21 protein-coding genes are annotated in these 25,654 nt (G+C 33.6%); 5 read left to right on the top strand and 16 right to left on the bottom strand.

Annotated elements, in window-relative coordinates:
• Positions 1-96 precede the first annotated feature (96 nt).
• Positions 97-1,719 carry an amidohydrolase gene (locus Z054_RS0104675; protein ID WP_024768927.1) on the top strand — a complete coding sequence of 541 codons (1,623 nt, stop codon included), beginning with the start codon at positions 97-99 and terminating at the stop codon, positions 1,717-1,719.
• Here the strand turns inward: Z054_RS0104675 and Z054_RS0104670 are convergent.
• On the bottom strand, positions 1,716-2,387 hold the full coding sequence (locus Z054_RS0104670; protein ID WP_024768926.1) for an RNA polymerase sigma factor: 672 nt from the start codon (positions 2,385-2,387) through the stop codon (positions 1,716-1,718). The two genes, Z054_RS0104675 and Z054_RS0104670, sit on opposite strands and share 4 nt — an antisense overlap.
• A gap of 111 nt (positions 2,388-2,498) precedes the next feature.
• On the opposite strand from Z054_RS0104670, the gene Z054_RS0104665 reads away from it, so the two are divergent.
• Positions 2,499-2,873, top strand: coding sequence for a hypothetical protein (locus Z054_RS0104665; protein ID WP_024768925.1), 375 nt, complete (start codon positions 2,499-2,501; stop codon positions 2,871-2,873).
• Between the two features lie 101 nt (positions 2,874-2,974).
• Here Z054_RS0104665 and Z054_RS0104660 read toward each other — a convergent pair whose 3' ends face one another.
• Positions 2,975-3,742, bottom strand: a complete 768-nt coding sequence (locus tag Z054_RS0104660; RefSeq protein WP_051473667.1) for a hypothetical protein — start codon at positions 3,740-3,742, stop codon at positions 2,975-2,977.
• Between the two features lie 190 nt (positions 3,743-3,932).
• Positions 3,933-4,643 carry a class I SAM-dependent methyltransferase gene (locus tag Z054_RS0104655; protein ID WP_024768923.1) on the bottom strand — a complete coding sequence of 237 codons (711 nt, stop codon included), beginning with the start codon at positions 4,641-4,643 and terminating at the stop codon, positions 3,933-3,935.
• A 137-nt stretch (positions 4,644-4,780) separates the two neighbouring features.
• Between Z054_RS0104655 and Z054_RS0104650 the strand changes: the two genes are divergently transcribed.
• Positions 4,781-5,275, top strand: a complete 495-nt coding sequence (locus tag Z054_RS0104650; RefSeq protein WP_024768922.1) for a YkgJ family cysteine cluster protein — start codon at positions 4,781-4,783, stop codon at positions 5,273-5,275.
• Between the two features lie 90 nt (positions 5,276-5,365).
• On the opposite strand, the gene Z054_RS0104645 is transcribed toward Z054_RS0104650, so the two are convergent.
• The 13 genes from Z054_RS0104645 to Z054_RS0104585 form a co-directional block, all read right to left on the bottom strand.
• The gene (locus Z054_RS0104645) at positions 5,366-6,049 is read right to left on the bottom strand and encodes a Lipl32 family lipoprotein (RefSeq protein ID WP_024768921.1); all 684 of its coding nucleotides are present in this window, start codon (positions 6,047-6,049) and stop codon (positions 5,366-5,368) included.
• A 233-nt stretch (positions 6,050-6,282) separates the two neighbouring features.
• Positions 6,283-6,882, bottom strand: coding sequence for a hypothetical protein (locus Z054_RS0104640; protein WP_024768920.1), 600 nt, complete (start codon positions 6,880-6,882; stop codon positions 6,283-6,285).
• A gap of 56 nt (positions 6,883-6,938) precedes the next feature.
• Positions 6,939-11,741, bottom strand: coding sequence for a hypothetical protein (locus tag Z054_RS0104635; protein WP_024768919.1), 4,803 nt, complete (start codon positions 11,739-11,741; stop codon positions 6,939-6,941).
• A 215-nt stretch (positions 11,742-11,956) separates the two neighbouring features.
• Positions 11,957-12,394 (bottom strand): hypothetical protein, encoded by a 438-nt coding sequence (locus Z054_RS0104630; protein WP_024768918.1) that lies wholly within the window; start codon positions 12,392-12,394, stop codon positions 11,957-11,959.
• Positions 12,395-12,560: 166 nt separating this feature from the next.
• Complete coding sequence (locus Z054_RS0104625) at positions 12,561-13,289, bottom strand: hypothetical protein (protein ID WP_024768917.1); 729 nt, start codon at positions 13,287-13,289, stop codon at positions 12,561-12,563.
• Positions 13,290-13,403: 114 nt separating this feature from the next.
• Positions 13,404-14,495 (bottom strand): DUF6620 family protein, encoded by a 1,092-nt coding sequence (locus tag Z054_RS0104620; protein ID WP_024768916.1) that lies wholly within the window; start codon positions 14,493-14,495, stop codon positions 13,404-13,406.
• A gap of 32 nt (positions 14,496-14,527) precedes the next feature.
• Complete coding sequence (locus Z054_RS0104615; RefSeq protein WP_024768915.1) at positions 14,528-15,565, bottom strand: SPFH domain-containing protein; 1,038 nt, start codon at positions 15,563-15,565, stop codon at positions 14,528-14,530.
• Between the two features lie 20 nt (positions 15,566-15,585).
• Positions 15,586-16,350 carry a hypothetical protein gene (locus Z054_RS0104610; protein ID WP_024768914.1) on the bottom strand — a complete coding sequence of 255 codons (765 nt, stop codon included), beginning with the start codon at positions 16,348-16,350 and terminating at the stop codon, positions 15,586-15,588.
• Positions 16,351-16,371: 21 nt separating this feature from the next.
• Positions 16,372-16,578 (bottom strand): hypothetical protein, encoded by a 207-nt coding sequence (locus Z054_RS0104605; RefSeq protein ID WP_024768913.1) that lies wholly within the window; start codon positions 16,576-16,578, stop codon positions 16,372-16,374.
• A 109-nt stretch (positions 16,579-16,687) separates the two neighbouring features.
• Positions 16,688-17,371 carry a Lipl32 family lipoprotein gene (locus Z054_RS0104600; protein ID WP_024768912.1) on the bottom strand — a complete coding sequence of 228 codons (684 nt, stop codon included), beginning with the start codon at positions 17,369-17,371 and terminating at the stop codon, positions 16,688-16,690.
• A 45-nt stretch (positions 17,372-17,416) separates the two neighbouring features.
• Positions 17,417-18,007 (bottom strand): SIMPL domain-containing protein, encoded by a 591-nt coding sequence (locus Z054_RS0104595; RefSeq protein ID WP_024768911.1) that lies wholly within the window; start codon positions 18,005-18,007, stop codon positions 17,417-17,419.
• 50 nt (positions 18,008-18,057) lie between these two features.
• Positions 18,058-18,402, bottom strand: a complete 345-nt coding sequence (locus Z054_RS0104590) for a zinc-ribbon domain-containing protein (RefSeq protein WP_024768910.1) — start codon at positions 18,400-18,402, stop codon at positions 18,058-18,060.
• An 81-nt stretch (positions 18,403-18,483) separates the two neighbouring features.
• The gene (locus Z054_RS0104585; protein WP_024768909.1) at positions 18,484-18,903 is read right to left on the bottom strand and encodes a hypothetical protein; all 420 of its coding nucleotides are present in this window, start codon (positions 18,901-18,903) and stop codon (positions 18,484-18,486) included.
• A 283-nt stretch (positions 18,904-19,186) separates the two neighbouring features.
• Here Z054_RS0104585 and Z054_RS0104575 point away from each other — a divergent pair, with 283 nt between their 5' ends.
• Positions 19,187-24,679 (top strand): T9SS type B sorting domain-containing protein, encoded by a 5,493-nt coding sequence (locus Z054_RS0104575; RefSeq protein ID WP_035090539.1) that lies wholly within the window; start codon positions 19,187-19,189, stop codon positions 24,677-24,679.
• Between the two features lie 3 nt (positions 24,680-24,682).
• Complete coding sequence (locus Z054_RS0104570) at positions 24,683-25,609, top strand: PorP/SprF family type IX secretion system membrane protein (protein ID WP_024768907.1); 927 nt, start codon at positions 24,683-24,685, stop codon at positions 25,607-25,609.
• The last annotated feature ends 45 nt before the right edge of the window (positions 25,610-25,654 follow it).

Genomic DNA, 25,654 nt, shown 5'->3' with positions numbered 1-25,654 from the left:
TATATGCTTTTTAGTACTCCAGATTATATTAAGAAAATCTTAACCACTACACACATTAGATATATTTACATTTAGAACTCTAAAAACTCGACAACAATGAAAAGATTATCTCTACTATTGGTTATTACTGTATTACTTTTTTCTTGCAAGAAACCGGTTGCAGTAGACTTATTGGTTATTAATGCAAATGTATACACTGTAGAGGACACAAGTCCAAAAGCAGAGGCATTTGCAATAAAGGAAGGTAAATTTGTTGCCGTGGGTAGTAACGATGAAATCTTAAAGGGATATACAGCTGCCGATACTTTGGATGCAGATGGAAAGACAATAGTACCAGGATTAATTGATGCACATTGTCATTTTTATGGCCTTGGATTACAACAACAAAAAGTTGATCTTATGGGCACCAAAAGTTATGCAGAAGTATTGGATAGGATTGTAGCTTTTCAGAAAGAAAAAAATGTGTCATTTATTACGGGGCGAGGATGGGATCAAAATGACTGGGAAATAAAAGAATTTCCAACCAAAGAAAAATTAGATAGTTTGTTTCCTGATACCCCTGTAGCGGTAACCCGTGTAGATGGTCATGCAATGATAGCAAACGAAACAGCATTAGACCTTGCTAAAATTACTGTAGATACTAAAGTAGCAGGAGGGGAGATACTTCAAAAAGATGGAAAACTTACTGGTGTATTGATCGATAATCCTATGGGGTTGATTGGTGCAGTTATCCCTAAACCTACAGTAAAGGAGCAAATACAGGCTTTAAAAGATGCCGAAAAAATTAATTTTGGTTATGGATTAACTACTGTAGATGATGCGGGATTGAGCCCCGAAGTAATTACACTGGTAGATAGCTTACAGAAAAAGAATGAGCTTAAAATCAGGATGTATGCTATGGTAAGTAATGTACCCAAATATGTAGATCACTACCTAAAGAATGGGGTGCATAAAACAGACAAGTTAAATGTTTCCTCTTTCAAAGTATATGCCGATGGTGCATTAGGGTCTAGAGGAGCTACATTAAAACAACCATATGCAGATAAAGAAAATCATTATGGAGCTATGGTCATAGGAAATGATGAATTTAAAACTCTGGCAAAACGATTAGCAGGATCACCTTTTCAAATGAATACTCATGCTATTGGTGACTCTGCCAATGCAGTAGTAATGAAAACGTATTATGATGTGCTACAAAATAAATCGGATAGAAGATGGAGAGTAGAGCATGCCCAGGTTGTTGCTTCTGAAGAATTTGAAATCCTTAATAATAATCTGGTAATGAGTGTGCAGCCAACTCATGCTACAAGCGATATGTATTGGGCAGATGAGCGATTGGGAAAAGAACGTATAAAAGGGGCATATGCTTATAAAAAATTATTAGAAAAAACAGGTAGAATTGCTTTAGGAACAGATTATCCTGTAGAACATGTGAGTCCATTCTATACTTTTTATGCAGCAGTAGCCCGAAAAGATCTAAAGCAATATCCAGAAGGTGGTTTTCAAAAAGAAAATGCACTTAGTAGAGAAGAGACCCTAAAAGGAATGACTCTTTGGGCAGCATATAGTAACTTTGAAGAGTATGAAAAAGGAAGTATTACTGCAGGTAAATTTGCGGATTTTGTAATTCTTGAGGATAATATTATGGAAATTGATGAAGATCAAATCCCAAATATAAAAGTGAAAGCTACTTATATTGACGGAGAAAAGGTGTACTAGATAGCATTCATTACTTTATCTACGATAGTATCACATTTGCTAAATCCAAATTCGAAAATATCAGTATCCAAGGAGAGTTCATAGAGTTCTTCTCTAATCATATCTTTGGCGCGATGTAGACGAACCTTTACATTAGAAACTGTTAGCCCTAAACAATCTGATATTTCTGCCATACTCATCCCTTCAACCTCTCTAAGAACATAAACGGTTCGGTATTTTACATCTAATAGATCAATAGTTTTTTCTAAGATTTGTTTTGCTTCTTGTCGTATCATTTTTTTCTCGGGATTTAATTGTTCAGCATCAGGAATCTCGAGAATAAAATCATTCGATACGCTATTTTCTGATTTATATACGTTATGATATTTTCCTTTTGTTTTTAATCGAGCAAGAGTTTCATTTATTCCAATTCGGATTAACCAAGTAGAGAATTGCGAGTTGTGCTTAAATTGGTAGAGTTTTTCATAGGCTTTGAGATAGGTGTTTTGCATTATATCTTCAATTTCGGTCAGATCGTTAATATAGCTTCGGATAACTCGATATAGTTTTTGATTATTTCTTCTTAGCAAGATTTCATACAATTCTTTTTCTCCAGAATGAATACGGCATATTACATCAGAATCTGATATTTTATGAGTTTTATAGTCATTGATTTTAATGGGCTCCATAGCTTGTTATTTATAGCTTAGATGAAAAACTGCACAAAAAGTTACAAAACTTTGTAACCAAAAGATCGATTTTTTATCTAAAAACCGAATAACAAAAAAATATTTGAAATTATGGATTCGCAGATTAAGACAGTTTTTACCCTATTAAAATACACATACGGTCTTGTGCCTATAGTTGCTGGGTTAGATAAATTTACCAATATACTTACAGACTGGAGTCAGTATATTTCTTCTGGATTCGCGGGTATATTGCCTTTTGAAGCCAGAACGTTTATGATTATCGTGGGAGTAATCGAAATTATAGCAGGTATTATGGTGCTTTATCGCCCCAAGATAGGTGGATATGTAGTCATGGGGTGGTTAATAGTTATAGCATTAACTCTACTGTTTGGAGGACATTATATTGATGTAGCGGTAAGAGATATTGTAATGGCAATAGGAGCATTCTCACTAGTGAAATTGGCTGATTCTGATAGCCGACAATAAGAAAATAAGCAGATTAGAAAAGAGAAAGATTAACTTTTAGGAATGCCAGTGATTTTTTTCAAGAAAGCATCATCAGAATAAAAAGGTGGTGCTTTTTTATTTTATCTACCTCCATTTGCTTGCAGATCAGCAATGCATTGGGCATCTAGTTCTGGAATTACATTACCCATACCCATCATCCCACTCCCAAATTCTATAGCGGCTTCCATCAAACAACTTGATACATTACAATGATTACTGGCATCCGGATCCTCATGTTCGGATTGCAGAGGAGTGCCTAGGTTTACCAACCCCATTAGATGAGAAAATTCATGATTTAGGGTGGCAGTTTCTACAGTACTAAGTGATGGAGAATTTGGCCTTGTACTTAATGCCCGTAATGTACCTTCATAGATTACCATCGAAGTATTTAGGTATGCAGAACCTAAAGTTACTTGCTCATTGGTGTCATTTTCTTTGCTTCCATCAGCAAAATATACATATACAGTGATATCGTCTTCCTTATTAAATAGTGTCCTGGTGGTGTTTTCTATTTCTACTATCTCTTCAATAGAAAAAGGAGCTTTGCCAGAGGAAGGTATAGAACGTTGTGTGATCGTAATTCCGTCGGGTTTAAATAATCGATCTTGTAAAAATTCTCTAAACCCTTGTATTGCCTGTGAGGTAGGTTCGAACCCTTGTACAGCTATAATCTCAATAGTTAAACTATTAAAATTGGTTGCGCTTAGTAAATCATTTGCAGAACTACCCAGAGGTTTTTTATTGTTTGCTTGTAAGGTGTTTGTAACTGGTGTATCGTCATCATCAGAACATCCAATGAGAATAAAAGAAGAGATCAATAGGTAACCAAACAGCTTTGTTATTTGCACAGGATTTCTTTTTAAAGGGGTTAAAATACCATTTACTGTTTTCTTTTATGATAAATTCAAACAATAATTGGTATGACTAGTAAATAAACGAATTTACATCGCGTCTTATTTCTACTTTAACGTTGTTTTGTTAAATGATTTCTTTGCCACAAAGATTGTACCATCAATAATATTATAAGGATTTTTGCTATTATGCTAAGGTAAATCTCGCCAGATAATCATTATTTTCTCCTTCAACTATTAATTCTGATAGTAAACCATTGGCGTTAGCAGCATTTTGAAGTGTGTTATAATCAATATATAACCAATCAAACCATTCTGATTCTTGTTTTTTATATTTTAATTTATATTTCATTTCTCCATAATATCCGGCAGAGGCATCTACCCAAAAGCCTCCATCTTCATCTTGAAAAAGGTATGAAATGTCTGATGAATCCATTAAAATTTGACCTCCCGGCGCGATAAGTGTTTTAATATGAGAAAAAAATCGATCAATGTGATCTAAAGTACCAACAATACCACTACCATTCATTAGTAATAGTATGGTATCATATGTGGCATTATTATGATCATAAATATCTTGTGCCATGGCATGATGTACTCCTCTTTTTTTACAAACTTCGATAGCACCTTCGGATATATCTATAGCTTTTACGTCTAACTTTTGATCATTTTGGAGAAACAAACTATGGCTTCCGGCACCACAACCTACATCTAGTACTTTACCGTATGAAAGCTTTAATGCTTTTTGTTCTATTTCTGGCATTTCAGCATAAGCTCTAAATAGGTAGGGGATAGGAATATGATCATCATCAAAATCATTTGCCTGTACAATAATATCTTCAGTGTATTCTTTGTTATAAAAATCTTTAATGGCTTTTCCGAAGATATCTGTATTCATGAGGTGCGGTTTATGATTATGGAAAACGTTTTTAGGTATTGGATTAAAATATTTTTAAAGATTCTAATTGGTCTTTATTAAAACTGAATATGTTAGTAATTGGTAATCAGAACTCCCAAAAGTCTTACTTTTGTACTATGCAAGAATTCATAGACCAATTACCAAAACTGGCCAAAGATAAACATAACGAGAACAAAAAGTTCTTTGCTAAACTTAAAAAAAGACCCCCTAAAAAACTAGATCATATCATGCAGGAGTTACATGATGAAGAGTTTAGTAACACAGATTGTTTAGAATGTGCGAATTGCTGTAAAACAACTGGACCATTATTTACAGATAAAGATGTAGAGCGTATTGCGAAATTTTTTAAAATAAAACCCAGGCAGTTTGAAGAACAATACCTGAGAACAGATGAGGATGGAGATTTGATATTACAACAAACTCCATGTACTTTTCTTGGGGCTGATAATTACTGTGTAATTTATGAGGTAAGGCCAAAGGCATGTCGAGAATATCCACATACAGATCGTAAAAAGTTTCAACAGATATCTAATTTAACATTGAAAAATGTAACAATTTGTCCTGCAGCTTATAATATTGTAGAAAAAATGAAGTCTAAAATACCTTTATAGATGAATATATAAAACAATTATTCCCACATATTCTTTTAAGAAACATGTGGGAATAACCGTAGGTGTGTGTATTAAATTAGGTTGTATATATTATAGTCCTTTTTTTAACTCTTCGATAGTTTTAGCCATTACAACTCCTGGTAATTTAATTGGAGCTGCAACTTGTGCTAAGAAAGTACCTTTTACTTCACCGGTTTTGTATGTTGTAAAACCAATACGGTATAATCCAACAGTTAATGCCTTAAGAGGATCGCTAACTTCACTTTTATATCTTAATAAAGAATTATAGCTACTTCCGCTAGGTTGCTTAGGCATTTCACTACTATCATCATTACGTTCTAAAACAGTCCAGTTTGCACTTTTTGCTCCTTCTGCTGTAATATTATCTTTGCTTATGATATCAGAACGCTCTAAAGTAATGTAAGTATCAAAAAAATCGCTAGAACTTGCATTTTCTGTATATGCTGCAGCTGCAGTAGCTCCTTTAACTTTAGTTTTCCCAACAGGAGACATCATTCTTACACCAAGTTCTGGAGCAACAGCAGGAACCCAAACATAGATGTAATAGAATTTCTTACCATCTTTTACTTCATCCTCATTACCAGGTGCTGCATATCCAAGATAAGATACAACATCTGTATATGGCACTTTTATAGTTTTTGGACCGATCTTTTTTTCGGTTAAACCACCAAATTTCTTTAGCTTTTGTGCTTGAGAATCAACAGAAGTTCCTAAAGCAAATATGCTTAGTAAAATTAAGATTTTTGTTTTCATAAATAATTGATTTGATTTTAGTGATAAAGACACACACACTTTTTAACACTATAGGTTAGTTTTGCGATAATCTACGATTATCAATTTGGATACAAATATGAGAGTTTATTGTTAGAATAGAATGATTTATTGTATTTAATCATTCTATTCTAATAATGAATTCTGTGTTTCAGTGGGTTTTGACTTCTTAATTTTGAATCTCATTTTTAAGTTAAAAAATGCGTAGAGTTATTTTATTTGTTGTCTATTTCTATAAGTTTTTCTTCTTCTAAATTAGGAGTTTCTGGTGCGGGATCATAATGTCCGCTAAGAGTAGAAAGAATTTCTCCGGTTTCTTTATGTATTTCTTCAATATATTCAATTCCACCTTGATCAGGGTTTCTGGATGTGGTGTATACCAGATAATGATTTTCTTTTTCATAAATAGAGATAACAACAGATGATTTATTGCCTTTGTTAAACACATCATTATTGGTGTCATTACGATTTAGAATAAAATTGATGACATCCATATGTTCTGATGTGGGATGATAAAAAGCAGTGTTCTTTCCTTCATTATTGTCACTGTTTATAGAGATCAATTTAGAAGGAAACTCTACAATGATGTCTGTATTGTAACTACTGTTTTTTGGGAAATAGATTACATTGTATCCAAAATGAACTTTGATTCTTTTGTTACTGGCCATTACTTGTATGAAGTGAAAATTATCTTCTGTTATTTCTGGTTTGGATGTTGATTGTAATTCTTTTAAAGCTAGTTGAATAATATGATCTTTTCCTAGCTTCCTTAATTTTAGTATTTCCTTTTCGAGAGATGTAGATTGGGAACTCATGAATAAGATATTTAATGAAAAAAACAACAAACTAATAAGTACCTTCATGGCGTTTTTTAATTAATGATTCCTTTATTAGTAGAGATTTCATCCATCATTTCTGAAGAATGTCCACTTTGTTTAGCTTTTTGCACATAGTTTAACGCTTCTTTTGGATTTTTAAGCTTATAATATATCTCTGCAATATTGGCAAGATACATGGGCTCATTGGTTGCAGTTAGTGCAGCATTTTTAAAATAAGGTAATGCTTCTTCATAGCGTTTCTCTACATCTAATGCACAACCGGTTAGATTGTATAACCGTGCAAGTGTAGCTATATCATGAGAAGCTTTTTTAATATACTCCTCTTGTTTTTCAAGATATGCAGGAATTCCTTTTTTTAACCAAAGCAAGCGTGCTTTTAGAAAATAAGCCTGACCAAATTCTGGATCTATTTTTAGAATAGCATCCCCTTTTTGTTCTGCCAATTCGAGATCTTTGTTTTTTAAATCATTCCAGGCAGCCTGAAGCAATGCAAACTTACTTTTTTCCTTGATTTTGTATAAATCAATTTCTTCAGAGAATTTGTCTTTGTTCTGAGTGATAGCTTCAACAATAATTTCTGCTATACTTGCCAATTCTGGTCTTTTCTGTATATGTTTATAGGTGTAATGAATGAAGTTGAAAGCTAATAGCCTGTCGTGATCATAATTTTCATCTTTGGCTATATTATTAGATAGTTTTTGGATGAATATCTTTTTAAAATCTTCGCCATAGATATGTTCTCCTTGTTCAAATAATACATCTATAGTAGTATACCATGATTTTTTATAAGGCTCAGGTTCTATAGTGTTATTCCAAATAGGTTTTTCTTCTTCAGATTCAAAACTTTGTAGTATGTGTTTAACTTGTTGTTTTCGATATAATTGTAATAGAAATGTTTCTTCGTTTTCATAATCATCATCTCCAAAAAGATCGTCATCATATTCTTCATTATATCGTTTAGCCGAATTTGCTTTAGAAATCAATTCCTCTGGGAATTTTTCGTGGCCTAACCTGATAAGCATATCACATACAGGTATGATCATATTTTTTATACGATGATTTTGCTCTTCATCTGTATCAGATTCAAATTGCTCAAAAATTTCTAATAACTCCTTTTCAAATGGTTTTATAGCTACCAATGGAAGCTTAGAAATATTAATTATATTTCTGTCTTCATCACCGATATAATTATAATAATCTAGAACATCATACGTATCGGTCAACAATTTTTTGATATGATTGTGGATAGACTCATGTGAATACATTTTATAACGATAGGCCAACTTTGCCATTAGGAATTCATCATTTAGGGTATCCAAAGTATCTAATAAGAATGCTTTAATTTCAGGATCTTCAGAAAATTCATCCCATAGGCCATACCAATTATTTACCAGAATTGATATATAACCTTGTTTTATAGTAGAAGCATTTGGAGTTTTTTCTAACACTGGTTTTGGGATACTATACTTTGCTCCATTAAATATGATGTTCCTAACAATTTTTCGGTCAGGATGGGAAGAAATGATTCTAATAGCTTCGTTTTTTAATTTATTAATGTTTTTTGAATCATCGTTTTCTTGTTTTGGCCCAAAAACGGGCCCCTGAATATATGATGGTTTGATTTTTGGTGAACTGCTTGAAATAGATTTTCCATTTTTCAAAGAACCAGAAGTATTTCTAATTTCATCTTCAGGTTTTTTCAGATTAAGTATATATATCAACTCTTTAAAAACACCTTCTTCGGTAATCATTCTGCTTTCTAACTGCTTGATCAAGTTTTTATTACCACTAAGTATAATGCCTTCGGCAGTTTCAGGGTCTTGTGATGAACTAATTTCACGATATGGATTCCAGTCATGATCAGGGAATTCTAAGTATCGGGATTCATTATTTATAAGTATTGAAACATGTTTTGCAGTCATTCTATTAAAACTATCATACGAGATAATTTTATCTATGATACTATTAAGATCATAGTTCATTTTTATGATCTGAGGATCAAAATTCATATCCAAAGTACCTGAGAAATATTGGTAAATATTAAAATTAGAATAGACCATGGGGAGTTGAGATTCCTCATAAAAACTAGATACTACCGCAGGGCTTGAGCACTCCTGAAAAGAAAGTGATATCACTCCATAATCTGGTTTGTGCTCCATAACTACTTTTCCGATACTGAAATCGGGATAATTTTCTACCAAATACTCAAAACACTCAATAGCCATCTTTTCTAATATATCCTGAATATTAAATTCCTGTTTCTGTTGAGCAAGGTTTTTATCTTTTTCTAAAATGCAGATATCATATGGAGTAAAACCAATAACAGTATCTCCATCATACATCGTTGCTATATTACTGGTTAATCGTTCGCAATATAAATTTTCCTTGTTTAGACTTTCTAACCAATTTACAAGTGTAATCTTACCATTGTCTTCTTTAGATAACGTGGTAAATAGAAACTCATTACCGGTACTACATAATGGGATATCAGGTTTTTCTGAAAAATAGTAAATAGGAGCAAGGTCGTCCCAGTTATGACAGATAAATTTCGGATCAGCAGGATTACTTATATCTATTACAGATCGAGTAACCATATAGTGCTCAAAAAACTCTATATGCATATCTCCGGGTGTCTTATCTTCTATAATACTGGATAAATAAGTTGGATTGCTTTTATCCTGAATATCCAGTAAAAGAACCAAGCCAGCACCGGCACCAACAACCAGAAGATTATTGTTAACATGAAGACTATATCCGCTTTCTATAAATAGGTCTGAAGAAATCGGATTAGCATCCGGGTTAGAAAGATCAAAGATTTCAAGGTATTCATTATTACAAACATACAAGTGGCCATCAGAAATATTAAGATTACCGTATTGTGGTATTTTTTCAATATTTTTAATACTACCCTCTATAGGGATAATAGAATTTTCCTGGATTTGGTATCTTACTATTCCTTCATTATAGACCGAGACATATACTACTTCGTTATGATAAGAATAGTGATATCTTTTTTCCTTGTCTAACTCAATGATAGTATGTTTTATGATCTCATAAGTATCTGTAATTTCTCCTATAAAAAGTTCTTTATCATCATTTACAGCGATGAATTGATTCTTGCTAATAGGCACGGCCCAACTTAAATCAACATCTTCGATTTTATGAGATAGATAATAACAATCTTCATATGGGACTTTTTTTATTTCTTGTTTATCAGTTTCGGGAATAACAAGAGAAGATACTTTTACTCTGGATTTAAAATCTTCTTTTTCTTTCTCTTTTACTAAATAATCATTATACACTTGAAGCATATAAGGAGAATTGGCAAATTCTTTTTTGAATATGGTATTGTGGATATCACTAGAGAAAGAAATTCTCTGAAAACAATATAAAGCATTATCTTTTTCTCCAAGAATTGTATATAATTTGGTTAATACTATTGCTGCTCTGGCTGCTGAAGTGTATCCTTTGTTTTCTGACATAAAAGAAATGAGTTCGTCTTTTAGTCTATTAAGTTCATCCTTCTGATCTTGATATAGCTTGATATCAAATAACCACTTTGACAATAATGCATCTTTTTTGGCGCTTTTGCTTTCAATTGAAGCATAACACTCGTCAAATTCTTCTTTGCGATTCAGGAAATATAAGTTTTCTAGCAGATGTATTTTATAATGATCTGATAATTGTTTTATAGATTTAAGGATTGCTGTTGATTCCTCATATCGCCCTTCAGAAAATAACCTGGCTGTTAGGAATTTTTGAAGATCCGAATAGTTTTTATTGGTATCAGGTAAGAGTTTTAATGTTTTTCTGAAAGCTTCTTCACCATAGTTATAAAGCTTTTCTTCTGCTTTGTATGAGATATCCAGATTATGTTCCTGTATAGTGTTTAGCCATTTTGTGAAGTCAGGTTCGTTATTGATAGGATCTGGAACCTGTGAAGGATCTATTATTTTATCCGGAAACTGAACCATGAATTTATCAAAGGCACTAAAAAAAGCTTCTTCTGGTAAATCACCTTCTTCTTCTTCGATATGTCCTCCATCTAGTTTCCAATCTTCAAATTCATCGGTTAATCTAAAAATAGCTTTTTCTCTATGTTTGGATTGTATAAAGCCATACTCGATATTTTTGATGTCATAGGTGTATATATTGCTTTCTTCTTGAGAGCCTTCGTATATATTGCTTTTGGGATAAAACAAATAAAAACCAGTGTCATAAAACTTTAAATATGGATAGGTTAATTTTGATTGAGGCAAGGTAAGCATCACATTATAAAATGGACCAGAACCATTAGGGTGATTAAAAGCCAGTATTCTTACATTATCGTCCTGTTTAAAAGTTAGTTTGTGTGTGACAAAACCCACAACATGTTTGAAATCTTTTTGAGTATAAGAACTGGCTACATTTTTTATAGCATTTTCAATTTGTAAAATCAATTCTTCGCGCAAGCATATTAAATAGCTTTTATATAGTTGGTCAGATATATGGTCAAAAGTAAGCGCAGGCTTTATCTTTGTATATTTTCTGTCATGTTCTACCGCACGATCTATATAAAGAGCATCTAACCCTTCTCTTTTCTCAAAAGCTGTATCTGCAATATCTAACCATTCGGATATTGAAATTGTACCAATATCCGATGTATCATCATATTCGGATCCATAATAATATTCGTCCCAGGCGTTGTTATAGGTTACTTTAAGTACATCAAAAGTTTTATTGGGCGAAATGATAATCATTCGTAACTTTTCTGGATTAATTTTTCCTGAAGCAACAGCTTGATCTATAATTTCTTTAAGTTGTTTTTGGATGAATGTAGTGATGTTTAATTGCATAATGTTTTTTTCTATAGATTAGTGTTGTGATAGTTTATAATCTAGTTGCAAAATATGAGCGTTTATTATTAGAGCTAAATATCTTATTTACATTTAATTATATTGCTATAGATACGTATTAAATTGATTATGAAATTGTTCTCAATTTTAACAAAACAGTTTGATTTTGTTGGTTGTAAAACAGGATTTACTTGTTCTTTATTTCTATGTTCTTACTACATATAGAATAAGAAAGAGGCTACAATCTGCAAGCAGCCAATAATGATTCCTAAAACTCCTAACTTACGTTGTTTTGATGCTGACTTTCCTCTTAATTGATTTGCTTTTTCTTTTGTAGCTCCATTTTTGAATACGAAAAACTTGTTAATTGAGCGGAAAACTAACATGAAACCTAATACAGCTTCCATAATATTCCCAACTAATAAGGTGATCCACCAGATAGGATAGGTTGTTATCCATTCTATATTTAAAATTGCCGAAATTACTCCCCATACACCCCAGAAACAGAATATAAGTCCGATCATAAATCTGATCAAGCTTGGCAACGGTTCGATTTTTTCTAAAAATTCTTTTACCTCTGGTTTTTTTGATAGCAATAATGATGGTGCTGCTACTATAATACTTAATACAATTAATATGATTCCCAAGGTCATAATTTTTAGTTTTAAAGTGTTAGTACTTATTTTTTTAATTTTATAAATGATTTTTTGTATCTATTTTTTTTTGATCCCTATTTTGAAGCCTAAAATTCACATTACAAAGATGATAGGTATAGGTTTTGAAGTTTTTTTAAACTATCTTTTATAAATTATCGAGATACTAGATCATTTTTTCTAACTCAGGAAGCTTGGTGTCAATTTCGATTTGTCTTTCTCTGCATTCTTCAGATTTATTACTTTCGGGATGATTAGCAAGAAAACCATTAAGTGCCATTTGCATATCTTTAAGGTATCTTATTTTTAATGAAATTTTTTCGGTTTCCTGATATTTTTGCCATGCTTCTTCAACATATTTATATTCTAATTCTTGCCGCTCTAATTGTTTAATTTCTTTCCATCCTGGTAATAAGTCTATTAATTCCTGAGAATTAGGAAAAGCTTTAATAGTTTCTTCAAGATCAGGAACAGCAGCGTATGCTGGCCTTAAATTAGTATCAGAAAAGAAAGTGATGGCTTCTTGTTCACTATCTCCAAGAAAAACAGTTAAGATTTCATTCCACCCTGTAGAAATAAATAAAAAACTACCATCAGGTATTGTGGTATCGGTAGTAAGCTTATACATGTTTTCTTTTTCTAAAGGCTCTATATTGAAATTTATATCTTCATTAAACCCTCCCAAAGCCAGTTTTCTCGCTTGAGCTACCAGATATCCACTTTCAAAATTTTGAAGATATACAATAAGCTCTATTTGATCATTTTCTCTTAGTACAGATGGAACCTTGTTAAGATGTCTAAACTCTGGAAAGCTGGTATTGTTAATCGTTACAAATGCCAGGTAACTATCTTTACTCTTAATATGTATTCCGAATTGTTTGATATTATTTTCCATGATTATCTTTTTATTATTATTAAAAGAAGATGACCTGATTTCATCAGATTTGCAATGTAGTGTAATTGGGTTACAGATGAATCCCAGGCCATCTTACATAAAACTCTATTTCTTTTAAAAATCGATATCGTCTCCTGCTTTTTCCGAAGCAAATTCTGCATTATATTTTTCCATTAATTCTCCCATTTTTAATGCCATACGAGTATCTGTTGCCATTTTTGGAGTCCAATGCATACCTACAGAACTCCAATCGGTAACTGTAAGTCCGTATTCTTGCAAGATTGAAGCAGCATCTTTTCCTTGAGCCGCTCCCATATTTTGATGACACATAACTTTAATATAAAGTTCGAAATCTTCATAAATATCATTGTTTCCGGCAGGAGAACTAGTTTCAGATTCTTGATTGGTTCCTGCATCTGCAAATTTGCCAATGTTCGAATTCATAAAAGCATCACCATATACCTTAGAAATAGCAAAAGTTGTATCCTGAGACATTCTAGCGGTCCATTCTGCAGATACTTCATCCCAGATTGGTTTTTCTGTTTCTACAATTTTAAGTACTTCTTCTAGGCCCATACCTCCAGCTATTTTTGCATTAGCAGCGGCCCAGGTTTCCATATCAATGCCATTAATAGGATCTAATAATCCACCAGCTTCTGCTGCTTCTATATGAGAATCCATCTGGGCATCCAGTTTAGCTTTTTGTTCTTTTAAGAAGTTGTCAGCATCATCATATGCTTGGGATTCTGCTTCTTCTAATTTGATATTGGCTGATTCTACATGATCTCTAATCGAAAATTGCTCATTAGTTTTAAACCCATACTTTTGAGCAGCGGCTTCAAAATCTTCATTATTCTGAATTTCTTTTACTATGGCTTTGGCTTCTTCATGATCTTGCCCTAATTCTTTTGGAAATCCTAACCTTAATAAACATGCATTAAGTTTTCTTTCTTTTCCATTAGAGAATTTGTTTAAATCTACCCATCCTCCTATTGTATTATCAGCGTTTTTTTGATAACATAACCAAGGCTCAATATGACCAATTTTATCTTGATCTATATTTGGCCAGGAAAAATCCGCTCCTTCCTGATTTGTATAATCATAATTCTCAGAACCAACGCCGTTTTTTATTTGAATACCTAGTGTAATTGCTTTTTGACCTTGTTCTGTTTTGTCGTGATCTGTAAATTCATGTGTTGTACTCATAATGTATAATTTTTAAAGATTGATTTTTGTTTTTAGAATTGAGATAATATTTCCTGTTTCTTCAGTTTGTATTCCTGTTCGTCGATTAGGCCAGCATCAAATATTTTCTTAAGTTTTTCTAATTTTTGTACTGGGTCGTCGTTTTGGGGTTGAGATTCAGATTGAGGAGGAGTATTTTGTTGAGGTGTGGATTGCTGTCCTTGATTATTCATCATATTTCCGAGCATTTGGCCCATTCCTAATCCAGCACCCATTTGCATACCGATATTACCACCACCTTCATTTTTTGCCATATTTTTTAATGCCTCAAGTTGCTGGTAATCCTGGTAGCTTACACCAAGTTCTTTCATTGCCTGAGCTTCGGCACTCATATCTGCAATTCGACCAATTCTTGTTTTGGTTTCTTCATCAAAACTGGTTCCTTCTATCCTGAAATCAAGTAGTTCAAAACCTAATTCATCGAAGATTTGTGCACTCGAATTCTGAGAGAATGATGCGATTTCATTACGATGTTTATCAATTTCTACATAACTAAATGAAGCGTTGGCAAGAAAATCACTGATAGGTTGAGTAATTCTGGATAAGATAACTTTTTGTATCGCTTTTACAGGATAGTAGTCGTCACCTGCAATAACATTGGTAAAAAAATCGACTGGTTTAGTGATTTTGAAAGAGAAATTACCAAAAGCACCTAATCCTACAGGAAAATTATAAACAGGATCTTTATAGGTGATAGGAGAAGGGGTTCCCCAGCGTATATTTTGCATTTCTGCTTTTCTATAGAAGAAAATCCCTACTTTATGAGCAGACTCAAAGGTATACATGATATTTTTGATGGTCGTCCAAAAAGGAATGTTACCCGTTTTAAGATCGTAAAGCCCTTCTTCTTCAAAAACGCCTTCTACTTTGCCTTCGTATACAAAAAGACATCCTTGTCCAGGCCCTACGATTAATTTTGAAGCATTTTTAATTTCGTCCCCGTTTTCTGTCCATTTTTCAAAAAGAGTTTCGGGTTTAGGATTTTGCCATTCGATTACCGAACGTAGTTGACTTCTAAATGAATTTGACATATTTTTTTCTTTTAGGATTACTAATGGTTAGTTAAGAATGCAGTTTTAGCTTTGAGATCTTTTTCGTACCTATCTTTATAATCTGGTATGATTTCGATTCTTTTCTTTAAGTAGGTTTCTACATATTTTTGATATAGAGTTGCTAATTCCTCGGTACCATACGTTTCTGAGTCTTGTACATAATTTTGAAACTTAAGTTCTTCATAATGCAAATAATGTTCTAAAGCAGCTTCTTCTCCAAGAGCATGGATAGCAAAATGTTCGATGTTTCTGGCTTTAGTTCCTGGCTCGAATGTGTTTACAGTCTGACAATATTCACAAGTACTGTAATAGGATCTGAAAAAATTATCTTTTACCGGGAGTTTAGCTTGACATTGGGTACAACAAAAATCTTTGGATAAAGTATCTTTTACTTCTTGTAGTAATTTTTTTGCAGCATCTGCAAAAATTTTCACTTCGTATGATTTAAGTTTTTGTTCAAGTTCAAATTTTGTTAGATAACCTTTATCTCTTTCTTGTATAAATTTTTTAGAACCAAATTCTGCTCCTGCATCTTCAAAAGCTTCTTCGACTTTATCTTCCCATGTACTATCTATTTTCCAGATAAGTTCATTGGCTTGAGAATAAATTCCTTGCCAGGCATTGTGAAATGTAGTGGTTTCAAAATCAGTTGCTTCGAATAATAAAGGCAATACAGCTTCTGTTTTTTCTAATATCTCCTCGAATCGATCTTTGATTTTTTTAAGGAATCCATCCCATCTATTTTGTGTTTCATTAATTGACATATTTCTAAAAGATTATTATTTTTAGTAAAATTGGTCTCCACAGAAATCACAGTATTTAAGATCTGTGTCTTCGGGTCTTGCTGCTCCGCAGCTTTTACATCGTTTGGTCTCAAGACCTGCATTTGTTTCTTCATGTTTTTTTGTAGAAGAGAGTGCATTGGCCAGGATATCATCGAGAAGATTTTTTTTTTCTTCTTTAGGATTTTGTTTATCGTCGTTTTCTTGCATCTTAAAATTGGTAGTTTAGAGAGAAGACATTCGAAAAGAGGTTATTCCTATGTTTTTTGAACCAAAAAGCATAGGAATAACCGTAGGTGCCACTATTCCAATTTACGTTTTATAGCCCCTTTTTCAAGTCTTCGATAGTTTTTGCCATTACTACTCCGGGTAATTTGATAGGAGCTGCAACTTCTGCTAGGAAAGTACCTTTTACCTCACCAGTTTTGTATGTAGTAAAACCGATACGATATAGTCCAACAGTTAGTGCTTTAAGAGGATCACTTGCTTCGCTTTTATATCTTAATAGAGAGTTATAACTGCTTCCGCTTGGTTGCTTTGGCATTTCGCTGCTATCATCGTTACGTTCTAGAGTAACCCAGTTAGCGCTTTTTACCGCACCTTCATTAATATTATCTTTACTAATAATATCTGAACGCTCTAAAGTAATATAGGTGTCAAAATAATCAGTTGATTTTGCATTTTCTGTATATGCTGCTGATTGTGTTGCTTTTTTGATTTTGGTTTTCCCCACAGGAGACATCATTCTTACACCAATTTCTGGAGCAACAGCAGGAATCCATACATAAATGTAATAGAACTTCTTACCATCTTTTACTTCATCTTCATTACCAGATGCAGCATATCCCATATAAGATACAACATCTGTATAAGGCACTTTTATGGTTTTTGGACCTATCTTTTTTTCGATAGAACTACCAAACTTTTTTAATTTTTGAGCTTGGACATTTAGATTGCTTCCAAAAGCAAGGATAACAGCTAAGATTAAAATTTTTGTTTTCATTTTTTTGATTTTATGTGTTAATTTATTTATTGATATACACCGTTATTATTCTAGTGTAAAAGTTACTTTTACAAGATGTTTTTGAATTTCTCCTGGTTTATGCATGTTTATGTATTGCGTTCTGGAATCAGAATTTTCGATCTTTATAATATCCCCCAATTTTTTATTGAGATGATCAGCAGTTTTTTTGGCTTTCACTTTTGCATCTTCAATTGCAGTGAGTGTTAAAGCAGCCCATTCTGTATTGTTTTTTTCTTTGGCTACTGCTTCGACCTGCATAATTGTTAAACCATTCATCCTTTGTTTGGTGATTTTGATCACCTCTTCTTCAGAAGTTGTTGCATAATTGTAATATGAAATATCATTCACTTCTGAGTAAGATGCATACAGTTGATAGAGAACATTCTTTTGAAACTTACTAAAATCAACTCCTATAGTCTTTAACTTATCACTGTATAATTGTTTAACCTGCGATAAACTTTTGGGTTCAAGTTGCTGATATCCATTTGCAACGAGTTGTTTTAGCGAAATGGTAAGATAATAGTTGTTAACTTCTATCTTCTTGTTCGCTTCTCCTACAATAGTTAGGGTCTCACTATTTTCTTGCGAAATAGCTGATGCAAACGTTAGGAACATTATAAAAACGAGTTTTTTCATTTTAAAAAATTATATGATTTACGTTGTTTCTATTTTACCAAATAAGGCAGTACAGTAAGTAATGCGATAAACACAACCAGAATCGTAAGTCCTGTAAAGTGATACCATGGAGTTTTTATTTGATTGTTTTTATAATCTTTAAAACTCTGTATCAATTGCTGACTCTGAAGCTCTCTTTCTTCAAAAGCTCCTTTACAATGACCGCAAACCGAGTATACTTTTTTCCCGATAGGAAAGAACGGTATCCAAAACACATGAATATATTTTCCATATCCTTGTATCCACATATTGTTTTCTGTATTACAATATGGGCAATTTCCTCCTTCTAATTTTGTGGGATGAATAGTTGAAGAACCTGTTCCAAATATGATCATGATGTTTTGGATTTTTTCTGCTAAATGGCAGTTGTTACTGTTGTAAGTACTATAAAAACAAGTTTTATAGAGGTGTTAATATTAGTAAGGCAAAAATGATAATACGATCATTGCAGCACCTACAATTAAACCAAGGATTCCTAGTTTACCTTGTTTTGGAGCTAATTTTGCTCTTAATTGGTTGGCTTTCTCTTTGGCTGCTTCATTTTTAGATAGTACAAGTTTATTAATCATACCAAAACCTAACATGAATCCTAGTACTGCCGAAACAATATTACCTGCCAAAAAGGTTACCCATCGAATAGGGAATGTTGCAAGCCAGCCTATACCAAGGATTGAAGAAATGATTCCCCATATTCCCCAGAAACAAAATACAAGTCCGATCCAACCTTGATACGGTTCGATTTTTTCTAAAAGTTCTTTCGCGTTTGGTTTTTTAGATAACAATAATGATGGTACTGCTATAATACTTAATAGAATTAATGTGATTCCCCAGATCATAATTTTTAGTTTTAAAGGGTTAGTACTTATTTTTCTTTTTGTGATTTTATAATTGACTTCTTATATCTATTTTTTTTGATACATGTTTTGAAGACCAAAAAGCACAGTACAAAGATGAGAGATACAATTGCTGAGAAATACACCTTTTCTGGTGAAAATATGCACCCTGAAAACAGGGGGGTATTTACATGTGGTAAAACCCTACTTATAGTGAGTATTAATCCTAAGGAGAAATATAGTTTTGTTGTGTAAAGAGAGGTGTAATCAATATAATATTATAAAGATGAGGAATAATATAGCTCAGGATATAGACAAACTAAAGTTTTATATGGTGATATACATTGTTTTTGGGAACTTTTTTTTGTCAATTGCACAGGTTAATGCTCCTTATGAGTGTCCTGAAATACCATTGTCATACATTAATGGGACTAATGGATTTACACTAGAAGGTATTTCTGAAGATGACGAAGCTGGTTTTGACGTAAGTAGTGCGGGCGATATCAATGGAGATGGTATTGACGATTTACTAATAAGTGCTTATTTGGTTGATGATGTAGAACAAGATGTAGGAGAAGTATATATAGTATTTGGTAAAACTGCACCCTTTGACCTGGCATTTGAATTGTCAACTTTGGATGGATCTAATGGTTTTACTATACGAGGGGAAAGCAGATTAGGTAAGCTAGGAACTTCTTTAGCAGCTATTAAAGATTTTAATAATGACAGTATTGATGATATAATTATAGGAGAACCTGGTAATGATAGTGTTTATGTACTTTTTGGTAGGAGTATATTTCCTGCATTAATAAGAACTTCTGATATTTCTGGATCTACTGGATTTAGATTGAGATCAAGTGATAATGTTACATTTGGATCTAATATAAATACTGCCGGAGATATAAATAATGATGGAATTGATGATATTATTATTTATTCTGAAAACAGAGATAACACCCTTGCCCTTGCAGGAAAAGTTTATTTAGTTTTTGGATCTTCTTCGTTTCCCAATGTTCTCGATGTAGCAACCTTAACTGGCACAGATGGTTTTGTAATTAATAAAAGCTCATCTGGGACTCTTTTACGTCAAAGAAAAGGAGTTGTTAATACTGCTGGGGATCTAAATGGTGATGATATTGATGATATTATAGTCGGTTTTCCAGACTTTTCTAATGGTACTGAAAATACAGGACTTGCTTTTGTGATATTTGGACGTGATACTATATTTCCATCTAGCTTAGAATTTTCTGATTTGGATGGAACAAATGGTTTCGAAATTATAGGTGAAGCAGATTCAGATAGATTTGGATATTCTGTTGCATATGCTGGAGATGTGAATGATGATGGAATTGATGATGTAATTATAGGTGCGTATTTAGCAGAAGTTGATACTTTTTCATCAGCAGGAAAGGCATATGTTCTTTTCGGAAAAACAACTGGATATGCCTCTAGTATGAGTATTTCTTCTCTTGATGGGAATAACGGTTTTACAATTTTAGGAGACGAAGCTTTCGGCAATGTTGGTCATTCAGTAAGTACAGCAGGAGATTATGATGGTGATAATATTGATGATATTATTATTGGTGCCTATGGAGTAAGATCGGGTGGAGCTGCATATGTAGTATATGGTAAAAATACAAGTTGGAATCCTGTTTTTGAAACTAACTTGATTGATGGGGTTAATGGGATAGAAATATTTGATAATCAAAGATTTAGTAGACAGGGATTTGGGCATGCTGTAAGTGTAGCTGGAGATGTTAATGGAGATGGTGCAACTGATTTAATAATTGGAGCAATATCACAAACGATATTTTCTTATAATCTTACAGGAAGAGGATATGTAATTTATGGAGGTACCTTAAATGGAAGCATAGACTTCACTCCACCTACTATAGCCTGTCCAGGGAATCAAACACTAGCTCCTGATGTAACCTTGCCAGAATATATTCAACCGTTATTCGAAAATATTACAGATAGTTGCCAGCCTAATAATAGCCTTACGATCACTCAAATCCCTCCTAGAGGAACTCCTGTTTCTGACGGAATGTTAGTTACTATATCTGCAACAGATAGACGAGGTAATACTACAAATTGTGAGTTTACAATTATCTTACAAGATATTGCTGAGCCTCCGTGTTCGGGTCCACTTGATGTTTCAGAAATATCTGGTTTAAACGGTTTTACGTTATCAAGTCCTTATGTAGTGGATGGACCCCGTGGTCAAACTTTTGTTAGCGGGGCAGGAGATATAAATAATGATGGGAGAGATGACTTTATTGTGTGTATTAGGGATAATGAACCTAGTGTTTTTGATATCAATAGTTTTAGATTAGAAAATGATCAATCAGAAGCGTATGTTATATATGGAACTGATGACCCATTTCCATCTACCTTTGATTTGTTATTTTTAGTAGAGTCTCAAGGGTTTAAAATAACCAAACAACCGTCTTCTGCCAATGGAAGGGCCAATGAGTTTTTTCTGGTTGATGCTGTTGGTGATTTTAACAACGATAATATCGATGATTTGATTATAGGTGATTCTGGTAGTCTGTATTTAATTTATGGAATTAATGGTAATTTCCCATTTACATTCGATATAGCTAATCTGGATGGGACTAATGGGTTTGAGATATCTGCAAATAATTTCTCAGCTATTGATGTAAGTGCTGCAGGAGATCTTAACAATGACAATATCGATGATGTATTAATTTCAGGAAGACTAAGTGGTGTTCGAAAAGTTTTTGCTGTTTTTGGAAACCCTACTACAGGAGTTCCTCCATCCTTTTTTAATCTAAATTCTTTAGATGGAACCAATGGTTTTTTTATGAATGAAGAAAATACTATAGATCAATTTGGTATAAATATATCTGGTGCTGGTGATCTAAATGGAGATAATTTTGACGATATTATTATAGGAGCTCCTTATGCTGAACCGAATGGAATTCGTAGAGAAGGTCAGGTGTATGTTGTATTTAGCCCAGGAGTAACCGCTTCTTCAGAGGTAGATATCTCTACTTTAGATGGAACTAATGGGTTTATTATAAATGCTGTAGGCCCAGGAGGGCGTTTGGGAGCTTCAGTAACAGGAGGAATAGATATCAACAATGATAATATGAAAGATATTATTGTTACAGCTCCAGAAGCAAGTTTTGATGTAGATGGAAGAAGCATTCATGGGGCTATTTATGCAATATTTGGCACTCCTTCAGGGTATCCTGCTGCATTTGACCTCAATACTATTGATGGTACCAATGGAGCAATAATATATGGAAGGCAATTCATAGGACAAGCAGGATATTCTTCAAGTACCGCTGGTGATTTTAATAATGACGGGATAGATGATTTAATTCTAGGAGGCCCTTGGGGTAGAGGAGGTGATGCATATATTGTCTTTGGAAAGGAAAATTGGGAGGATACGCTGTTTTTGGACAATTTAGATGGCTTTAATGGATTGAACATTGGAAATAATTTTGATATAAGTGATCATCATATAGGTGCTTCGGTAAGTAATATTGGAGATTTTAATGGTGATGGTTTTGATGATGTCATTGTTGGTGAAATACCGGATGTTTTTGATCAAGTTATAGGAAATACACATATAATTTTTGGAGGCTTTAGTAAGGATACAGAAGCTCCGCGGATCACTACTTGCCCAGGTGATCAAACCTTAAGTTCAGGATCTCCGTTACCTGATTATACTGGTGATGTTGTAGCCACCGACGATTGTGATACCAATCTAGAGATTACTCAAGCCCCTGTTGCAGGAACTCTATTTACAGCAGATACAACAGTTACCATAACTGTAACCGATAATAGTGGGAAAGAAACTCAGTGTAGTTTTGAAGTAAGAACTCCTATCTCTACTCCTACAGTTAACCTTTCAGTTTCGGCAAATGCAGGCACAGAAGCTGCTGGTACAGTAATAACGGTAACGGCTACTTCTTCGGGAGCTGTAGTAGGTGCTCAAACTATTGATCTTGCTACCACAGGAGTAGGAATTACAGCTTCAGATTTTACCTTAAGTAATACGACTGTTACTATTCCTGATGGGATGACCACAGGTACAGTAACTTTTACTATTGTTGATGATGCTCTTGTAGAAGGTACAGAGACGGCTACACTAACAATTAGTAATCCATCTACAGGTATTAGCCTAGGAACGACTACAACGCAAGATATTGATATTACAGATAATGATTCAATACCTACCTCTACAGTTAACCTTTCAGTTTCGGCAAATGCAGGCACAGAAGCTGCTGGTACAGTAATAACGGTAACGGCTACTTCTTCGGGAGCTGTAGTAGGTGCTCAAACTATTGATCTTGCTACCACAGGAGTAGGAATTACAGCTTCAGATTTTACCTTAAGTAATACGACTATTACTATTCCTGATGGGATGACCACAGGTACAGTGACTTTTACTATTGTTGATGATGCTCTTGTAGAAGGTACAGAAACGGCAACGTTAACGATTAGCAATCCGTCTACAGGTATTACCTTAGGAACAACTACAACGCAAGATGTTGTTATTACGGATAATGATTCAGCACCTATCTCTACAGTGAGTCTTTCAGTTTCGGCAAATGCAGGCACAGAAGCTGCTGGTACAGTAATAACGGTAACGGCTACTTCTTCGATAGCTGTGGTAGGTGCTCAGACTATTGATATTGCTGCCACAGGAGTAGGAATTACAGCTTCAGATTTTACCTTAAGTAATACGACTGTTACTATTCCTGATGGGATGACCGCAGGTATAGTAACTTTTACTATTGTTGATGATGCTCTTGTAGAAGGTACAGAGACGGCTACACTAACAATTAGTAATCCATCTACAGGTATTACCTTAGGAACAACTACAGCGCAAGATGTTGTTATTACGGATAATGATTCAGCACCTATCCCTACAGTGAGTCTTTCGGTTTCGGCAAATGCAGGCACAGAAGCAGCAGGGACAATAATAACGGTTACAGCTACTTCTTCGATAGCTGTAGTAGGTGCTCAAACTATTGATCTTGCTACCACAGGAGTAGGAATTACAGCTTCAGATTTTACCTTAAGTAATACGACTGTTACTATTCCTGATGGGATGACCACAGGTACAGTAACTTTTACTATTGTTGATGATGCTCTTGTAGAAGGTACAGAGACGGCTACACTAACGATTAGTAATCCATCTACAGGTATTAGCCTAGGAACGACTACAGCGCAAGATGTTGTTATAGAAGATAACGACGACCTTGTAATATGTACTATAGAGGCAGGGGAGGATCAAGAAATTATACAAGGGCAGGAAGTACAATTAAATGCTACCACTTCTGATAATGGAACATTTGTTTGGACACCTTCAACTGGTCTTACTAATACTAATATTGCTAATCCAGTAGCAAACCCAAATCAGACGACAACCTATACTGTTCTTTTTACTAGTGATCTAGGATGTATTGAAGAAGATACAGTCACAGTTTATGTAGAAGCACAAGAAGAAGATCAAACACGATATGGTTTTTCACCAGATGGTGATGGAATCAATGAATATTGGGAGATTTATAATATTGAAAATTATCCTGACAATAAAGTATCGATATATAATCGATGGGGAGATATAGTTTTTGAAGTTGATGGATATAATAATACTTCAAGAGTTTTTAGAGGAATTGCTAATCGAAAGAGAAGTTTGGGAGGAGATAAATTACCCGAGGGGACATATTTCTTTACTATCAAAATAGAAGGCTCACATAACTTAAAAAAGCAAACCGGTTTCCTTGTATTAAAGCGTTAATTTATGAAAAAAGTATATATATTATTGATAGTTGCAATACTATCTAAAGGATTTTTATGCTCAATATTTGGGCAACAAACCCCGGTCTTTGCAAATTATAATTACAATACAGTAGTAATTAATCCAGCACATGCCGGTTTTTACCCCGATTCTGATATCACCCTCACAAATAGAGGATATTTAAATCAATTGGATGGTAGCCCCAGAAATATTGGGTTAACAGTGAATTCGCCATTACGCTCTAAAAATATGGGATTAGGGGCAGGAGTTTATAGTGATCAGGTAGGAGTAACTACAACTACAAGCTTGTTTGGGGCATATGCCTATAAAATAGTTTTTGACCATAATTATAACCAGGCACGATGGTGGTCTTATAACCCTAACGTATTATCTTTTGGAATTACCGGAGGCGCAATGATTTATAATGAAAATTTATTAGAATTGGGTATTCAGAATGATCCTAATTTTGCAAATAATATCAATACTGTTATCCCTACTTTGGGAGTAGGTGTTTTGTATAATAGAGAGCATATTTATATTGGTGTTTCTGCACCTAATTTATTAGGAGATTCTTTGTCTTCTGAAGACAATATTAATTTAGAGAATCCATATTATGCGTATACGGGATATCGTTTTTTTGCAACGCGCTTTAAAGAAGTATTAATAACGCCCAGCGTTTTGGCTAAATATGTTTCTGGAGCACCAATTCAGGTAGATATTAATACGACAGTGAACTACAAAAATAAAATTGAAATTGGTGCTGGATACAGAACGAGTTCCTCGATGAATTTTCTTGCAGGGTTTTATATTTCTAACCACTTACGATTATTATATAATTACAATCAAACACTAAGAGATACTCCTATTAATAATACACATGGAATTATACTAAGTTACCGCCTAGGAGATGGATTTAATAATAAAGGATAATAATCAGACTAAGATTCAATAGCGAATTAATTAGTCTATCATTAT

Origin of the sequence: Aquimarina macrocephali JAMB N27 (genome assembly GCF_000520995.1) — a bacterium.
Taxonomy (GTDB): Bacteria; Bacteroidota; Bacteroidia; order Flavobacteriales; family Flavobacteriaceae; genus Aquimarina; species Aquimarina macrocephali.
This window is presented reverse-complemented; position numbering and strand designations above follow the sequence as displayed.

What these genes read in the sequence shown, in the direction of transcription:
- Z054_RS0104675 (WP_024768927.1), top strand. Translation starts at nt 97, where the DNA reads ATGAAAAGATTATCTCTACTATTGGTTATTACTGTATTACTTTTTTCT.
- Z054_RS0104610 (WP_024768914.1), bottom strand. Translation starts at nt 16,350, where the DNA reads ATGTCAATTAATGAAACACAAAATAGATGGGATGGATTCCTTAAAAAA.
- Z054_RS0104570 (WP_024768907.1), top strand. Translation starts at nt 24,683, where the DNA reads ATGAAAAAAGTATATATATTATTGATAGTTGCAATACTATCTAAAGGA.
- Z054_RS0104640 (WP_024768920.1), bottom strand. Translation starts at nt 6,882, where the DNA reads ATGAGTTCCCAATCTACATCTCTCGAAAAGGAAATACTAAAATTAAGG.
- Z054_RS0104650 (WP_024768922.1), top strand. Translation starts at nt 4,781, where the DNA reads ATGCAAGAATTCATAGACCAATTACCAAAACTGGCCAAAGATAAACAT.
- Z054_RS0104625 (WP_024768917.1), bottom strand. Translation starts at nt 13,289, where the DNA reads ATGGAAAATAATATCAAACAATTCGGAATACATATTAAGAGTAAAGAT.
- Z054_RS0104670 (WP_024768926.1), bottom strand. Translation starts at nt 2,387, where the DNA reads ATGGAGCCCATTAAAATCAATGACTATAAAACTCATAAAATATCAGAT.
- Z054_RS0104630 (WP_024768918.1), bottom strand. Translation starts at nt 12,394, where the DNA reads ATGACCTTGGGAATCATATTAATTGTATTAAGTATTATAGTAGCAGCA.
- Z054_RS0104665 (WP_024768925.1), top strand. Translation starts at nt 2,499, where the DNA reads ATGGATTCGCAGATTAAGACAGTTTTTACCCTATTAAAATACACATAC.
- Z054_RS0104575 (WP_035090539.1), top strand. Translation starts at nt 19,187, where the DNA reads ATGAGGAATAATATAGCTCAGGATATAGACAAACTAAAGTTTTATATG.
- Z054_RS0104635 (WP_024768919.1), bottom strand. Translation starts at nt 11,741, where the DNA reads ATGCAATTAAACATCACTACATTCATCCAAAAACAACTTAAAGAAATT.
- Z054_RS0104605 (WP_024768913.1), bottom strand. Translation starts at nt 16,578, where the DNA reads ATGCAAGAAAACGACGATAAACAAAATCCTAAAGAAGAAAAAAAAAAT.
- Z054_RS0104645 (WP_024768921.1), bottom strand. Translation starts at nt 6,049, where the DNA reads ATGAAAACAAAAATCTTAATTTTACTAAGCATATTTGCTTTAGGAACT.
- Z054_RS0104600 (WP_024768912.1), bottom strand. Translation starts at nt 17,371, where the DNA reads ATGAAAACAAAAATTTTAATCTTAGCTGTTATCCTTGCTTTTGGAAGC.
- Z054_RS0104655 (WP_024768923.1), bottom strand. Translation starts at nt 4,643, where the DNA reads ATGAATACAGATATCTTCGGAAAAGCCATTAAAGATTTTTATAACAAA.
- Z054_RS0104615 (WP_024768915.1), bottom strand. Translation starts at nt 15,565, where the DNA reads ATGTCAAATTCATTTAGAAGTCAACTACGTTCGGTAATCGAATGGCAA.
- Z054_RS0104585 (WP_024768909.1), bottom strand. Translation starts at nt 18,903, where the DNA reads ATGATCTGGGGAATCACATTAATTCTATTAAGTATTATAGCAGTACCA.
- Z054_RS0104590 (WP_024768910.1), bottom strand. Translation starts at nt 18,402, where the DNA reads ATGATCATATTTGGAACAGGTTCTTCAACTATTCATCCCACAAAATTA.
- Z054_RS0104595 (WP_024768911.1), bottom strand. Translation starts at nt 18,007, where the DNA reads ATGTTCCTAACGTTTGCATCAGCTATTTCGCAAGAAAATAGTGAGACC.
- Z054_RS0104620 (WP_024768916.1), bottom strand. Translation starts at nt 14,495, where the DNA reads ATGAGTACAACACATGAATTTACAGATCACGACAAAACAGAACAAGGT.